The sequence below is a fragment of the Sphingorhabdus sp. genome (genome assembly GCF_040079335.1).
Classification (GTDB): domain Bacteria; phylum Pseudomonadota; class Alphaproteobacteria; order Sphingomonadales; family Sphingomonadaceae; genus Sphingorhabdus_B.
The window spans coordinates 1-13,868 of record NZ_JBEBKL010000004.1; the positions used below are offsets into that span (position 1 = coordinate 1).

The following is a 13,868-nucleotide window of genomic DNA, read 5'->3' on the forward strand; positions in this document are numbered from 1 at the left end:
ATACAGGCCTACCGCCGTTCAAACGCGTTCTTGGTTTTGAGGCTGGCCACTTCGGTCCACGGCTGGTCAGGCCAGCGATGTTTGGGATAGCGGCCCTTCATGTCGCGCTGAACATCCTTCCACGATCCGCGCCAGAAGCCGGGCAGATCGCGGGTGGTTTGCAAAGGCTTTCCGCCCGGATCGGTCAATTTAAGCAGCAACGGCTGCGGCGGCCGGCCAAAGCCGGGGTGCCGGTCCAGTCCGAACAGCGCCTGAACCCGCAATTCCACCGAAGGCCCGCCAGGATCATCATAATCAATCGCGTGACTGGTTCCCGCAGGTGAAACAAATTGCGCCGGGGCCAGCAGATCAAGAGCCTGCTGGGCCGGATAATCGATCCGCACGCGCAGCGCCTCATGCAGCCTGGACAAATCAAGCTGATCGAACCGCCGACCCAGCTGCGGACCCAACCACACTTCCAGATCGGCCAGCAGCGCCTGATCAGACAGTGCCTCAACCCCGGCATAGCGCGCGCGGCGCAGCAAGGCCTGACTGGCCACGGACAATGGCACCACCGCCAATCCTTCTGTGCGCACCTTTGCAATCAGAAAGGCCCGAATTGCATCGGGATCAGGCGACGGATCGCTGCCACGCACCAGGGTTATCGCATCGATCCGGCTTTCCAGCAGCGCCTCTACCCGGCCTTCATCGGCAATCCAGCGCAAGGTGCTGCGGCGTTCGATCCGGTGCGCCAGCCACTGGTTCACCTCGGCCTCGTCCAGCGCAATCGCCCCGGTAATCCGTGCACCTTTGGCATCGCCTTGGGCATCGCCCACCGCCAACCATTCGGCCCGGGCAAGCGGACTTGCAGGATCAAGCCTCAGGCCGCGGCCCCCGGCTGTCAGCCACTGTTCGCCGCCAGCAGCGCGGCGCCGAGCCAGATTGGCGGGATAGGCTGCGGCGAGCAGGATCGCGAGGGGCGGTTCATCGCCGCAACCTTGTTTGACCAGGTCTTGTTTGACCAGTCCTTGCGCCAGTTTCGACCAGCGCTGGGCCAATTTGCGCGAAGCTTCGGCCCGGCCAGAACGATCCGCCGCCCACCGATCTAATCGCGCTGCAAGATCTTCCCCGCGCCCGCCCAGCCCGCGTTCTTGCAGCAGCAGTGCCAGATGTGCTGCACGCAGCGCTGCACCATGCTGCGCAGCAAAAAGTAGCATGTGGGCCAGGGCCGGATCCATCGGCAGCCGTGCCATGCTGCGTCCATGCTGGGTGATCCGGCCTGCCGCATCAAGCGCGGTAAACGATTGTAAAACAGCCATTGCTGCAGCCAATGCTGCACTTGGTGGGGGATCAAGCCACGGCAATGCTGCGGGATCGGCCGCGCCCCACTGGGCCAGGCTGAGCAGCAATGGCGCCAGATCGCTGGTGAGCATTTCTGGCGGATCGAATGCTGCACGCCCGGCATGCGCGGCTTCCTCCCACAAGCGGTACGCCACGCCGGGGCCTTGCCGGGCCGCACGGCCGGCCCGCTGGGCCGCCGCAGCCTGGCTGGCGCGGTGCGTAACCAGCCGGGTCACCCCGGCTGGCTTGTCAAATTCTGCCCGGCGCGACAGGCCGGCATCGACCACCACCGAAACCCCATCGAGGGTAAGCGAGGTTTCGGCAATTGCGGTTGCCAGTACAATCCGCCTGCGGCCGGCTGGATCGCGCTTGATCGCCGCCCGCTGGGCCGATGGCTCGCATTGCCCGTGCAGCGGCATGATCAAGCCATTTGGCAACTTTTCCGCCAACCGTTCGCGGGTCCGCTCAACCTCGCCCACTCCGGGCAAAAAGGCCAGAATATCGCCAGTCTCATCCCGCCATGCGGTAAGCACGGCAGCGGCTACGGCGTCCTCTATTCTCAGCTCTGGCCGCGCGCCCAGCCAGCGCAGTTCCAGCGGATAGGCCTTGCCTTCACTTTCCACCACCGGGGCATCACCAAGCAATCCCGAAAACCGCGCGCCGTCGATCGTTGCGCTCATCACCACCAACCGCAGATCGGCGCGCAGCACCGATTGGCTCTCGATCACCAGGGCCAGCCCCAGATCGCTGTCGAGGTGGCGTTCGTGCGCCTCATCGAACAACACGGCTGATACCCCGCTTAGCTCAGGGTCGTTCAGGATCGCGGCAACAAAAATCGCCTCAGTCATCACGATAACGCGCGTTTTTGCGCCGCGCTTGCTATCAAGCCGGGTAACATAGCCGATTGTTTCGCCGGCATCCTCGCCCAGCAGCTCGGCCATCCGTTCCGCCGCAGCCCGCGCGGCAACGCGCCGCGGGCTTAGCACAATCACCTGGCCGCTGCACCACGGCTGGTCCAGCAGTGCCGGCGCAACCGCTGTGGTCTTGCCCGCGCCCGGCGGTGCAATCAGCACAGCGTTTGGCCCTGCCCGCAACGCGACCAGCAGATCTGGCAAAACAGCGTGGATCGGAAGCCGGGTCACGGGCAAGCCCATAGCCCAGCTATCACCCCATCGGGTAGCGGATTTCCTTTGAAACCTTGTTGATCGCTTTCATCACTTCGCCGGACAGAACCAGATCCTTTGCGGCAAAAATTGCGCCAAGCTGTTCCTCGTTCGAAACCCCGACAATCGTCGAGGCGACAAAATCGTGCTGCTTGGACCAGGCCACTGCCATCGCTACCGGATCGATCCCGGCTTCGCGTGCAATCTCATGGAATCGCGCGGTCGATGCCAGCGAGCGTTCGTTGACAAAGCGCTTGCCCATGTCTGCCTGACGGCCTTCCATTGCCAGATACCGGCTGAACCGCGCACCTTCAGGCCTGCCGCCATCGTTGTATTTGCCCGAAAGAACTCCGCCGGCGATCGGTGAATAGGGGATCAGGCTGACCCCTTCCATCCGGCAGACCTGCGCCAGCTCATCTTCAAACCGGCGATTGTTGAGGCTGAAATTGTTCTGGATCGTGTGATAGCGTGCGGTGCCCAGCTGATCGGCGGTCTGGATCGATTTCATCAGCCCCCAACTGGTTTCGTTTGAGCAGCCCAGCACCCTTACCTTGCCGGCAAGAACCAGTTCATCCAGCACTTCCATCGTTTCATCATAGGGCAGTTCATGATCTGGCCAATGGGTCTGATACAGATCGATGTAATCGGTGCCGAGCTTTTGCAGGCTTTCGTCTACTGCGACCATGATATTGCGCCGGTCGAGCGCGGTCATCCCGGCCCGTTTGGGGCTGCGGAACCAGACGTGGCTGGGGCCTGAAACCTTGGTCGCCAGGATAATCGCATCGCGCGGCTTGGTCTTGAGCCATTTGCCGACAATCTCTTCGGTACGGCCCACCCATTTTGCATCGGGCGGCACTGGATAACCTTCAGCGGTATCGTAAAAATCGATCCCTTCATCAAAGCACTTGTCCAGAATGCGCAGCGATGCTGCTTCATCGGTCTGGCTACCGAATGTCATCGTGCCCATGCAGATATCGGACACGACAATCGAGCTTTTGCCTAAACGGCGACGTTCCATGGTTGGCTTCTCCCGGGGGTTCTGGTTGCTGCTTGCAACCGAACGTGCCGGTTTGCCACAATCCGGTCAAGGGCCTCCCTGCCCCGCCTGCGGGGAGGCCGTTGCCAGCTGCCCTGTTGATCAGGCTGCGACCAGCTGATCCGCGCGGGCCTGCGCCGCATCGCGGCTGCGGCGGCGCTCGGCGCGGTCTTCCTGGGCCCAGGCTACGCGCAGGCCTTTCACCCCGGCACGGTCCATCGCACGCCGCCAGGAATAGAATTCTTCCAGGCTTAGGCGATAGCAGCGGATCACCTCTTCCAGTGTCATAAGTCCGCTTTCCACGGCCGCCACCACTTGCGCCTTTCGGCTGGCAACCCAACGCGTTGTATTGGCCGGCGGCATAGACTCGCGGGTCAGGATTATGCTGTCGGGTCCTATGATCCGCAGCGGGCGGGAATTGTGATATTCCATCATTTTACGGCCCTCGTTTGAATGACCCAATCGGGTCGGACGGTGGCCCCCAAGCAAGAGCGATGATCTGCCCGGCGTGGTTAAATAGTGCTGAATCGGCACCTCGGCTCACCGCGCGATTGGGGCGGTGATCGGCGAGGCGTGGCGGGTAGGAGACAGACGGATTTTATACGGTTGCGGAGCAATGCTGATGAAACATCTGGCTTCAGCCGATTTTCCCGCTCGTAAGAAAATTGACCGCAAAATTCCCTGTGCTACGCCAGACGCCTTAGTAGCCGATGCCTGATTTTGATCGAGGAACCATCCGATGTCTGATGCCAATCTCATTGATCGCAACGCCAGCTTCCATACGATGTCTGAAGGCACCCAGGAAGATTGGGACATCGCGATGGCCCATCTCAAGCCGCACGCCGCCAATGGCGGGGCAAGGGTGCTTGATCACTTGCGGTTGCTAGACGGCGATTGCGGCGGCTTCGCGGTGGACCGGCTTACCCATTGCCTGCAAACCGCCACCCGCGCGCACCGCGATGGGCGCAGTGACGATTACGTTGTGATGGCGCTGCTGCACGATATCGGCGATACTCTGGGCGCCTACAATCATGCCGATATCGCCGCAGCGATCCTGAAACCGTTTGTATCGGAAGAACTGCACTGGATCACGGCACACCACGGGATTTTCCAGGGCTACAATTTCTTCCATTACATCGGCCTTGATCGCAATGCGCGTGACCGGTTCAAGGACCACCCGCACTATGCGGCGGCGGCTGATTTCATTGAGCTATACGATTGCCCGGCGTTCGATCCTGATTACGAATCCGAGCCGCTGTCATTCTTCGAACCGATGGTAATGAAGTTGTTCGAGCAGCCTTTGAAAAGCGATTACAAGAAGGCCTTCGACTGATCGGGATTTGGCGCCGGTGCAGGCGCGGCATTCTGAATTCTAGAAGCGCCGCGTCACTGCAAATTCAGCCGCTTCGGCCATCGCCGCGCGGGCTTCGTTGGCCGGAAATCCAGCAATCGCATCGATCGCGCGGGCTGCGTAGTGGCGGGCGCGATCGCGCGTGGCGCCAACCGCATCATGGCGCGCAATCAGCCTGACCGCGTGGGCCAGATCTTCATCCGAAGCGCGGTGCCCCAGGATTGCGTCTTGCCAAAAGGCGCGTTCGTTATCGCTGCCACGGGCATAGGCCAGGATCACCGGCAGGGTCATCTTGCCCTCGCGGAAATCATCTCCCTTCCCCTTGCCCATTTCGTGCGCATCGGAATCGTAATCCATCGCATCGTCAACCAGCTGAAACGCGATGCCAAGATTGCGGCCATAGTCCTCCAGAGCGCGCTCTTCGGCTTCGCTCTTTTCGGCGACCACCGCGGCAATCCGGGTTGCCGCTGCAAACAGCGCGGCGGTCTTGGCGCCGATGATATTCAGATAGCGCTCTTCGCTGGTTTCAATCTGGCGCTGCGCGGTAAGCTGATCAACTTCCCCTTCGCTGATTACCGAGCTGGCGTTTGAAAGGATCTTGAGCACCTTGAGGCTGCCGTCTTCAACCATCAGCTCAAAACTGCGGGTGAACAGAAAATCGCCGACCAGAACGGTGGCGGGATTGCCGAAGATCAGGTTGGCGGCAGCCTTGCCCCGGCGCATTTCGCTGCCATCAACCACATCGTCGTGCAGAAGCGTGGCAGTGTGGATAAATTCAACCGCAGCGGCCAATTTGTGATGCCGATTACCGCCGTATTCCAGCAGCGCGGCGCCAGCCAGCGTCAGCATCGGGCGCATCCGTTTGCCGCCGCCGGCGATCAGATGACCGGCCAGTGCGGGGATCAACGGAATTTCGCTTTGCATCCGTTCCAGAATAACCTGGTTGACCGCGTTCATGCCTTGCGCGGTCAGCGCCATGATCGGGGCCAGCGAGGGTTCGCTGCTACGTGGCTTGAGGGGGATCACATCGGCGCTCATTGCGACACGCGCCTTGCGGTGTCTTTGGCTGTCATGCAAGTGCAAAGCGGGCAATGGCCCTATCGCAATATGCAACCGCAAAATTGCATGCTAGCCACTTGGTCATGTCCGAAAACCAGTCTGATCCCATCCTTGCCAGCTATCGCGCCTCGATTGACAATATCGATGCCGCGCTGATCCACATCCTGGCTGAGCGCTTTCGCATCACCAAGGCAGTGGGTGCATACAAGGCGCAGAACGCCCTGCCCGCATCAGATCCGGGGCGCGAGGATGCCCAGATTGCGCGGCTGCGCCGGCTGGCCGGAGATGCCCAGCTTGATCCTGAATTCTCCGAGAAGTTCCTGCGGTTTATCATCGAGGAAGTGATCCGACATCATGAGCAGGCGGCCGAAATCAAATAGGCGTTAGCCCGCCCTGGGCAGCCGCAATTTGACCAGCAGGCCGCCCAGATCCTCGCTCTCGTCAAGCTCAACCCCGCCGCCATAGATTTCCGCCACATCGCGCACGATCGCCAGGCCAAGTCCAGTGCCGGGCTTGCCGGTATCCAGCCGCGCGCCGCGATCGAAGATGCGGGTGCGCTCTTCTTCGGGGATGCCGATCCCGTCATCCTCAACCCAGATCTCACACCAGTCCGGGTCAGCGGTAGGGTCAATGGTGACGAAAACGGAACCGCCGCCGTATTTCGCCGCATTCTCGATCAGATTGCCAAGGATCTCGTCAAGGTCCTGGCGCTCAATCGCAACCTGCGCCGCGCGATCACCGTCAAGATCGAAGCGGGCCTTGTCATAAAGCACGGTGACCGCCCGCAACACGGCTTCAACACTTTCACCAACCTTGGCCCGGGCCTGGCCCACCGCGCGGCGGCCCACAGCACGGGCGCGGGCAAGGTGGTGATCGACCTGGCGGCGCATAACCGCTGCCTCGCGGATCACGGTATCGGCCAGATCGGGGGCATGCGCGGTGGCGGCATTCATCACCACAGTCAGCGGGGTCTTAAGCGCATGGGCCAGATTGCCGGCATGGGTTCGCGCCTCTTCGGCTTGCTTCTGGCTGTGCGCCATCAGCGCGTTGAGTTCCTGGACCAGCGGCTGCACTTCAAGCGGCAAAGGTTCGGCCACCTGATTGCTGCCCGAACTGCGCATGCGCTGGATCGCCCGGCGAACCCCGCGCAAGGGCCCCAATCCATACCACGTCTGCAATGCCGCCATGCCCAGCAAGCCCAGCCCCAGCACGGCAAAACTGCGCAGCAGGATCCGCCGGACCCGGCTGATCTGGATATCAAGATTGGATTGGCGTTCAGCCACGCTAAACCACCACACCGTATCGCTGCCCGGCAGGGTGATAGACCGTTCGATCACCCGCAGCGGTTCGGCCGGAAACTGGGTGGAGACATAGGCATGGGGATCGTTGTCAACATGCTTGATGTTCACATCGATTGTGCGATCCCACAGCGAGCGCGATGGAAAATCATCGTGCCCCTGCCCCCGGATCTGCCAATACAGCCCGCTATTTGGTTCAAGCAGGCGCTGATCGCCCATTGTCCGGTTAAAGATGATCTCGCCGTCTTCAGGGCGAATTTCGGCTGAGGAAATAAGGCCATTGAGCAGGTTTGCCAGCTGATCGTCAAAACTGCGGGTGATTTGCCCGGTCAGCGTCCGATCAAGCGCAATTCCCCCGCCCAGCAGCAAGACCATGATCCAGCCGGCCGCAATCAGCATCATCCGGCGCGAAAGTGAGCCGGTGTGCGCAATAGCTTCGGCGGTTGCTGGTTTGCTCACCTAAATGCTCCGCCCGCCGCAGCCTGTTTATAGCGCACCGGCATCGCAATCGCGATCAGCCGCGGCCGCCTTCGGCCGGATCGTCAAGGCTATAGCCCAGCCCGCGGATCGTGGTGATCACATCAGCGCCTAGCTTTTTGCGGATCCGGGTTACAAACACTTCGATGGTGTTCGAATCCCGATCGAAATCCTGATCATAGATATGCTCGATCAGTTCGGTCCGGCTGACAACCTTGCCCTTGTGATGGAGCAGGTAGGACAACAGCTTGTATTCCTGCGCGGTCAGTTTGACCGGCTCACCATCCAGCGTAACCCGGCCCGAACGCGTATCCAGCCGAACATCACCAGCGATCAGTTCGCTGCTGGTGTTGCCCGAAGCACGGCGGATCAGCGCGCGCAGGCGGGCGATCAGCTCTTCGGTCTGGAACGGTTTGGCCAGATAATCATCGGCGCCGGCATCAAGCCCGGCAACCTTGTCTGACCAGCTATCGCGCGCGGTCAGCACCAGTACCGGGAATTTCCGGCCTTCCTTGCGCCACATACCCAGCACGGTCAGCCCGTCAATCTCTGGCAGGCCGAGGTCAAGCACCACGGCATCGTATTCTTCGGTGCTGCCCATGAAATGGCCGTCTTCGCCATCGACCGAAAGATCGACCGCATAGCCATTGCCTTCGAGCGTATTCTTGAGCTGTTTGCCGAGGGTCGGTTCGTCCTCGACGATCAGGATGCGCATTTTTCGGTTCCCCAATAATCCTTGCCGATCAGATGGAACCAAAGCCCCATAGCGTCAAGCCAAGGCTCAGCGTGTTCGGCGGATTGTCTGCCCGGTGCGGGCATCGACATCGACAAAAATGACATGGCCACCGCGGATGAATTTGAGGCGATAGGCCATTGCCGCCGGATCATATTCAAACCCAAGGTACTGGGCACCGCCCATCGTCGGGATCACGGCGTTCTCAATATCACGGATTGGCAGAATGTTCCCCGCGCGCAGTTCGCGCCGGGCCGAATTTTGCGGATCGCCAGGCCCGCGCGCCTGCACCGGAAGCCCCGGGAGGGCCAGTGCGACAAGCGACAACAGAAGGGCGAATTTCTTCATAACATCCCGGCCATTAGGGCATATGGATTGAACACGGTGTGAATAGCCTAGCTAGCCTTCAGCAAGGTTATGTAGCGTTGGCGCAGTTCGGCGGTCAATGTGCCGGGGCCGCCATTGCCGATCGGTTTGCCATCCACTTCAACCACTGGCAGCACCAGCGTACCTGCGCCCGAAATGAAGGCCTCGCGCGCGGCAAACAGCTCTTCGGGAGTGAATGGCCGCTCTTCGACCTTGAGCCCCATCTCGCTTGCTATCTCAATCACACTGATCCTGGTAACGCCTGGCAAGACGCCTGAATCGACCGGATGCGAAACCAGCACCCCGTGCGCGTCGATGATATAGGCATTCGAACTGGTCGCCTCGGTGATCACCCCATTTTCGACCAGCCAGGCATCGTCTGCCCCAGCCTCACGCGCTTCGGCCTTCATCAGCACCGCATAGAGCAGCTGGGTTGTCTTGGCCGATCTAACTTGCCAGCGAAGATCAGGGCGCAGCACGATTTTCAGGCCGTCCTTGCCCCACGGACTAGCGATCAAGCTATCTTCCTGGGTGAATGCAAAGCGGTTGGCCGCGATAGCCGCATCAGGCAGCGGAAAACTTCGATCAGCCGGCGCTCCGCCAGTCACCTGAAGGTAAACCCGGCCTTCAACCAATCCGTTGCGCTCGATCAGTTCGGCCAGAACGGCGGGCCAATCTGTATCATCCGCAATCCGGGCAAGCGCCATCGACCGCGCCAGCCGCGCGGCATGGTGCGGCCAATTGCGGAACTTGCCGTCGATTACCGGCGAAACTTCATAGACCCCCTGCCCAAAGTTGAGCGCACGATCGAAGATCGACACCTTCGCTTCGGTTTCGGGGACAAATTCGCCGTTGAGCCATACAGTACGCATAAGGTCCGCTTTCGGTTGCCACGTGCGCCTTGTCAACGCAGGGATGTGCCCCTAGGTGCCGCGAACCATGGCCGCAGCACCAATCCTCTCCTGGGAAAACCTGGGTCTCCAGCAGGGCTCTGGCTGGTTGTTTCGCGATCTCGATATGGCGATCGGTCCGCGTGATCGGCTGGCTCTGATCGGGCGCAACGGCGCCGGCAAGACCACGATGCTGCGTCTCATCGCCGGGGATGTTGAAGCGGACAAGGGCACGCGTTCGGTTCAGCCGGGCACGCGGATCGTGATGCTGGAACAGGATCCGTTTTTCACTGGATACGATACGCTGCTGGACTTCGCCCTATCGGGCAAGGACGCTCCGCCCCAGCACGAGGTAGAGGCAATCGCCGGGCAGCTGGGAATTGATCTGAGCCGTAAGGCTGACAGCGCCAGCGGCGGAGAGCGCCGCCGCGCTGCACTGGCCAAGGCCTTGGCCAGTGAGCCTGATCTGCTGCTGCTTGACGAGCCGACCAACCACCTTGATCTTGCCGCGATTGACTGGCTGGAAGACTGGCTGAGCCGCTACAAAGGCGCATTCGTGGTGATCAGCCACGATCGAACCTTTCTGACCCGTCTGACCAAGGCAACCTTGTGGATCGATCGCGGATCGATGCGCCGCAAGGATATCGGGTTTGGCGGATATGATGCCTGGACCGAACAGGTCTATGCCGAAGAGGCCCGCGCTGCAGACAAGCTTGATGCCAAGCTGAAGATCGAGGCGCACTGGCTGGAACGCGGGGTAACCGCACGGCGCAAGCGCAATCAGGGCCGTTTGGCCAAGCTGTGGGAAATGCGCGCAACCCGCGCTGCGATGCTGGGGCCGCAGGGCACCGCCAAGCTGGGCCTGGCGGTTGATGATGCCAAATCCAAGGCGGTAATCGTTGCGGACAAGGTATCCAAGAAATTTGGTGAGCGGGCGATCATCAAGGATTTCACGCTGCGGATAACCCGCGGCGACCGGATCGGGATTGTCGGCTCGAACGGCGCCGGCAAGACTACCTTGCTTAAACTGCTGACCGCTGAGCTGGCACCAGACAGCGGCACGATCACGCTTGCCAAAACGCTGCAAGGCGTTCTGATCGACCAGCAGCGCAGCCTGATGGTGCCGGAAAAGCGGGTCCGCGATGTGCTGGCTGAAGGCGGCGACTGGATCGACGTTCGCGGGGTGCGCAAGCATATCCACGGCTATCTAAAGGAGTTCCTGTTCGATCCCGGGCTGGTCGAGGCCAAGATCGGGACACTTTCAGGCGGCGAGCGCAGCCGACTTCTGCTGGCGCGCGAATTTGCCCGGCTATCAAACCTGCTGGTGCTGGACGAGCCAACCAACGATCTCGATCTCGAAACGCTTGATCTGCTGCAAGAAGTGATCGCGGACTATGATGGCACCGTCCTGATTGTCAGCCATGATCGCGATTTTCTGGACCGGACTGTAACCGTAACGCTGGGTCTGGATGGCAGCGGCAAAGTGGATATCGTTGCCGGCGGGTACGAGGATTGGGAAAAACAGCGGCAAAAGCGCAGCCCGTCAGCCAAGCCTGGGCCAAAGCCAGCCGCCACCCCGCCGCTTGCCTCGCCCCAGCCGCAAAAAACCAAGCTGAGCTACAAGGATCAGCGCGATTACGATTTGCTGCCCGCACGGATCGAGCAGTTGCTGGCCCAAATCGCCCGGGACGAAGGTACCCTGGCCGATCCTTCGCTTTACACCAGGGACCCGGCAAAGTTTGCAGAGCTTACCAAGGCGATCGACGCGGCTCGAGCTGAGAAAGACGCGGCCGAAGATCGCTGGCTGGGCCTGGCGGAACTGGTTGAGGGATAGGGGCTAGCCCCCGATCCGGTAATATTCGGCTATCCGGTCCAACGCGATCCGCAGCACAAGTTTGCCGCTGCGCACCGGCCAGGCCAGTGCCCGTTCGGCGGTGGGCAAGCCTTCGCCTGCACAAACCACCCGCCAAAGGATGTCTGTCAGCCCCGATCCAGCCAGCGCCAGTGCCCCGTTAAAGCGTTCGCGCGCAGCGATCTGGCGCTCGCTATCGTTCAGCAATCGATCGCCGGTCCCACCGCTGACCCGGACTGGATCCCAGCGCATCGTGGTTCCTGAGGATAGCTGGGCGCGCTCGTAATCACGGCGCAGGCATTCACCAGCGGCAAGCTGCGCATCGGTCAGATGCCCACGCGCATGCAGCCAGGTTAGCGGGCTCTCCGCCAGATTGACCGTAACCGCGCGGCGTCCGCGCACGGCGCAATTGGCGCTCGGGCCTTCGTCGGTCAATTCGCGTTCGACCAAGTGGCGTTGCATCGCGTCTTCCTTCCCTGGCGCCGGGGCATCGGCGGTGAAACACGGCTTGCCAAAACAGCCATGTTGTAGGAAAGCAGAAAAACCAATTTGGTTAGTGAGATGTCTTCATGATCAGCCGCATTCGCGATATTCGCCGGCAGAAAGGCCTGACTCTGGCCGATGTTGCTGCACGCTGCACCCCGCCCACCACAGCGCAAACAATCGGGCGGCTGGAAACCGGCATGCGGCAGCTATCGCTCAGCTGGATGAACCGGATCGCCAAGGCGCTGGATGTTGAAAGCGAGCTGCTGGTGCGCAGCGATGTGGGCGCTGCGCCCACTTACGTTGCCCGGCTGACCGCTGAAGGCGCAGAGGCGCTGGTTGCCCCGCGCGATGCGATTTTGCCAAGCGCGCTTGGCGGCGATGCCGGGCTGGTCGTGATGGCGATTGAAACCGGCGCCGGTGAATACCGTGCCGGCGATCAGTTGTGGCTGCGCCAGCATGGGCCCGAACACTTTGCTCGCCTGCTTAACCGGGATGTGCTGGTCCCGCGCTCTGGCGGGCGCTTTGCGTTTGGCCGGATGATCGATCGCAGCGAAAACCGCGTGGCCATATTGGCGCCGGGCGCAGGGACCCGCCAGGTTGTAGTCGATAGCCCAGCCTGGATCGCGGTGGCCGAAATGCTGGTGCGCCCGTTGTGAAGCGCCTGCGCGTCCTTTCACTTTCCACGCTCTACCCCAACGACCAGACGCCCAACTTCGGGATCTTCGTTGAACGCCAGATGCAAGCCGTGGCGGCGCGCGGTGATGTTGATCTGGTGATGGTCAACCCGATCGGGCTGCCGCCGTTTCCGATCTCGCTGCATCCGCGCTATCGCGCTTTGCGCAGCTTACCAAGCATCGAACAACGCGGCGCAGTGCAGGTTCTGCGCCCGCGCTTTCGGCTGCTGCCACGGATCGGGGGACGCTTTAACGCTGCTGCCGAAGCACGCGCAGTCTTGCCACTGGCGCAAAGGCTGCATGCCGAAGCACCGTTTGACCTGATCGACGCGCAGTTTTTTTACCCCGATGGTCCGGCGGCGGTCAGCCTGGCCAAGGCGCTGGGGCTGCCCTGTTCAATCAAGGCACGCGGCGCTGATATTCATCATTGGGGAACGTCTTCAGGCACCAGCGATCAGGTCCGCCGGGCCGCACAGGATGCCACTGCGCTGCTGGCGGTATCGGGCGGGCTTGCCGATGATATCGCCGCGCTGGGGGTGCCGCGCAGCAAAGTGACGATCCACCGCACTGGCCTGGACCGCGCAGTGTTCTGTCCGCGTGACAAGGCGCAAAGCCGCGATGCCCTGGGCCTGCCGCATGATCGGCCAGTGCTGGCCTGCGTTGGTGCGTTGATCCCGCGCAAAGGCCAGCGCTATGCGATCGAGGCATTGGCGCAGCTGCCCGATGCCATACTGGTGCTGGCGGGGACCGGGCCTGATGAAGCCGAATTGAAGGCGCTGGCCGATACGCTGGAGCTGACTGACCGGATCCGCTTTCTGGGTTCGGTTCCGCATGGCGATCTTCCAGTGGTGCTGAGCGCCGCCGATATCTTCGTGCTTCCCACCGCCAGCGAGGGTCTGGCCAACGCCTGGGTTGAAGCGCTGGCATGCGGCACGCCAGTGGTAACAACGCCAATCGCGGGCGCGCGCGAATTGCTGACCAATCCGGCCTGGGGTGAAATGGTGGCGCGCGACAAGCTGCCCATCGCCATCGCTATCAGCCAGATTCTGGCCGATCCGCCATCGCGCAAAACGGTGGCAGCAGGGGCCGCCCCGTTCAGTTGGGAAAAGAACGCAGAGGCCCTGGTTGATCACTGGCGGCACCTGGCCGCCAAGTGATCGGGC

The 13,868-nt window shown here is 61.5% G+C and carries 14 protein-coding genes; 5 read left to right on the top strand and 9 right to left on the bottom strand.

Going from position 1 to position 13,868, the window contains the following annotated elements; all coding sequences use genetic code 11:
• Positions 1–8: 8 nt before the first annotated feature.
• From hrpB to ABL922_RS02265, 3 genes are all read right to left on the bottom strand, one after another.
• Positions 9–2,462 carry an ATP-dependent helicase HrpB gene (gene hrpB, locus ABL922_RS02255; protein WP_349022584.1) on the bottom strand — a complete coding sequence of 818 codons (2,454 nt, stop codon included), beginning with the start codon at positions 2,460–2,462 and terminating at the stop codon, positions 9–11.
• A gap of 22 nt (positions 2,463–2,484) precedes the next feature.
• Positions 2,485–3,501: an aldo/keto reductase gene (locus ABL922_RS02260; RefSeq protein ID WP_349022585.1), complete on the bottom strand. Its 1,017-nt coding sequence runs from the start codon at positions 3,499–3,501 to the stop codon at positions 2,485–2,487.
• A 120-nt stretch (positions 3,502–3,621) separates the two neighbouring features.
• Entirely contained in the window at positions 3,622–3,954 is a 333-nt protein-coding gene (locus tag ABL922_RS02265; protein WP_349022586.1) for a DUF1153 domain-containing protein, read from the bottom strand.
• Between the two features lie 304 nt (positions 3,955–4,258).
• Between ABL922_RS02265 and ABL922_RS02270 the strand changes: the two genes are divergently transcribed.
• Positions 4,259–4,852 carry an HD domain-containing protein gene (locus ABL922_RS02270; protein ID WP_349022587.1) on the top strand — a complete coding sequence of 198 codons (594 nt, stop codon included), beginning with the start codon at positions 4,259–4,261 and terminating at the stop codon, positions 4,850–4,852.
• Positions 4,853–4,891: 39 nt separating this feature from the next.
• Here ABL922_RS02270 and ABL922_RS02275 read toward each other — a convergent pair whose 3' ends face one another.
• Positions 4,892–5,908, bottom strand: a complete 1,017-nt coding sequence (locus ABL922_RS02275; protein WP_349022588.1) for a polyprenyl synthetase family protein — start codon at positions 5,906–5,908, stop codon at positions 4,892–4,894.
• A 104-nt stretch (positions 5,909–6,012) separates the two neighbouring features.
• Between ABL922_RS02275 and ABL922_RS02280 the strand changes: the two genes are divergently transcribed.
• Positions 6,013–6,309 (top strand): chorismate mutase, encoded by a 297-nt coding sequence (locus ABL922_RS02280; protein ID WP_349022589.1) that lies wholly within the window; start codon positions 6,013–6,015, stop codon positions 6,307–6,309.
• 3 nt (positions 6,310–6,312) lie between these two features.
• On the opposite strand, the gene ABL922_RS02285 is transcribed toward ABL922_RS02280, so the two are convergent.
• The 4 genes from ABL922_RS02285 to ABL922_RS02300 all read right to left on the bottom strand — a co-directional run bounded on the left by ABL922_RS02285 (position 6,313) and on the right by ABL922_RS02300 (position 9,675).
• Positions 6,313–7,629, bottom strand: a complete 1,317-nt coding sequence (locus ABL922_RS02285) for a HAMP domain-containing sensor histidine kinase (RefSeq protein ID WP_349022667.1) — start codon at positions 7,627–7,629, stop codon at positions 6,313–6,315.
• A 112-nt stretch (positions 7,630–7,741) separates the two neighbouring features.
• Positions 7,742–8,419 (bottom strand): response regulator transcription factor, encoded by a 678-nt coding sequence (locus tag ABL922_RS02290; protein WP_349022590.1) that lies wholly within the window; start codon positions 8,417–8,419, stop codon positions 7,742–7,744.
• A 66-nt stretch (positions 8,420–8,485) separates the two neighbouring features.
• Positions 8,486–8,785, bottom strand: coding sequence for a hypothetical protein (locus ABL922_RS02295; protein ID WP_349022591.1), 300 nt, complete (start codon positions 8,783–8,785; stop codon positions 8,486–8,488).
• A gap of 47 nt (positions 8,786–8,832) precedes the next feature.
• Positions 8,833–9,675: an aminotransferase class IV gene (locus tag ABL922_RS02300; RefSeq protein WP_349022592.1), complete on the bottom strand. Its 843-nt coding sequence runs from the start codon at positions 9,673–9,675 to the stop codon at positions 8,833–8,835.
• 67 nt (positions 9,676–9,742) lie between these two features.
• On the opposite strand from ABL922_RS02300, the gene ABL922_RS02305 reads away from it, so the two are divergent.
• Positions 9,743–11,527, top strand: coding sequence for an ABC-F family ATP-binding cassette domain-containing protein (locus ABL922_RS02305; protein ID WP_349022593.1), 1,785 nt, complete (start codon positions 9,743–9,745; stop codon positions 11,525–11,527).
• Positions 11,528–11,530: 3 nt separating this feature from the next.
• Here the strand turns inward: ABL922_RS02305 and ABL922_RS02310 are convergent, their stop codons facing one another.
• Positions 11,531–12,007, bottom strand: coding sequence for a DUF6456 domain-containing protein (locus tag ABL922_RS02310; RefSeq protein WP_349022594.1), 477 nt, complete (start codon positions 12,005–12,007; stop codon positions 11,531–11,533).
• Between the two features lie 107 nt (positions 12,008–12,114).
• Between ABL922_RS02310 and ABL922_RS02315 the strand changes: the two genes are divergently transcribed.
• Positions 12,115–12,687 (top strand): helix-turn-helix transcriptional regulator, encoded by a 573-nt coding sequence (locus ABL922_RS02315; protein ID WP_349022595.1) that lies wholly within the window; start codon positions 12,115–12,117, stop codon positions 12,685–12,687.
• A gap of 5 nt (positions 12,688–12,692) precedes the next feature.
• Entirely contained in the window at positions 12,693–13,862 is a 1,170-nt protein-coding gene (locus ABL922_RS02320; RefSeq protein WP_349022668.1) for a glycosyltransferase, read from the top strand.
• Positions 13,863–13,868 lie beyond the last annotated feature (6 nt).

Bases quoted from the DNA above. Each gene is read 5' to 3' on its own strand.
- ABL922_RS02305 (WP_349022593.1), top strand. From the start codon at position 9,743: ATGGCCGCAGCACCAATCCTCTCCTGGGAAAACCTGGGTCTCCAGCAG.
- ABL922_RS02280 (WP_349022589.1), top strand. From the start codon at position 6,013: ATGTCCGAAAACCAGTCTGATCCCATCCTTGCCAGCTATCGCGCCTCG.
- ABL922_RS02300 (WP_349022592.1), bottom strand. From the start codon at position 9,675: ATGCGTACTGTATGGCTCAACGGCGAATTTGTCCCCGAAACCGAAGCG.
- ABL922_RS02310 (WP_349022594.1), bottom strand. From the start codon at position 12,007: ATGCAACGCCACTTGGTCGAACGCGAATTGACCGACGAAGGCCCGAGC.
- ABL922_RS02265 (WP_349022586.1), bottom strand. From the start codon at position 3,954: ATGATGGAATATCACAATTCCCGCCCGCTGCGGATCATAGGACCCGAC.
- ABL922_RS02315 (WP_349022595.1), top strand. From the start codon at position 12,115: ATGATCAGCCGCATTCGCGATATTCGCCGGCAGAAAGGCCTGACTCTG.
- ABL922_RS02275 (WP_349022588.1), bottom strand. From the start codon at position 5,908: ATGAGCGCCGATGTGATCCCCCTCAAGCCACGTAGCAGCGAACCCTCG.
- ABL922_RS02285 (WP_349022667.1), bottom strand. From the start codon at position 7,629: ATGATGCTGATTGCGGCCGGCTGGATCATGGTCTTGCTGCTGGGCGGG.
- ABL922_RS02290 (WP_349022590.1), bottom strand. From the start codon at position 8,419: ATGCGCATCCTGATCGTCGAGGACGAACCGACCCTCGGCAAACAGCTC.
- ABL922_RS02295 (WP_349022591.1), bottom strand. From the start codon at position 8,785: ATGAAGAAATTCGCCCTTCTGTTGTCGCTTGTCGCACTGGCCCTCCCG.
- ABL922_RS02260 (WP_349022585.1), bottom strand. From the start codon at position 3,501: ATGGAACGTCGCCGTTTAGGCAAAAGCTCGATTGTCGTGTCCGATATC.
- ABL922_RS02270 (WP_349022587.1), top strand. From the start codon at position 4,259: ATGTCTGATGCCAATCTCATTGATCGCAACGCCAGCTTCCATACGATG.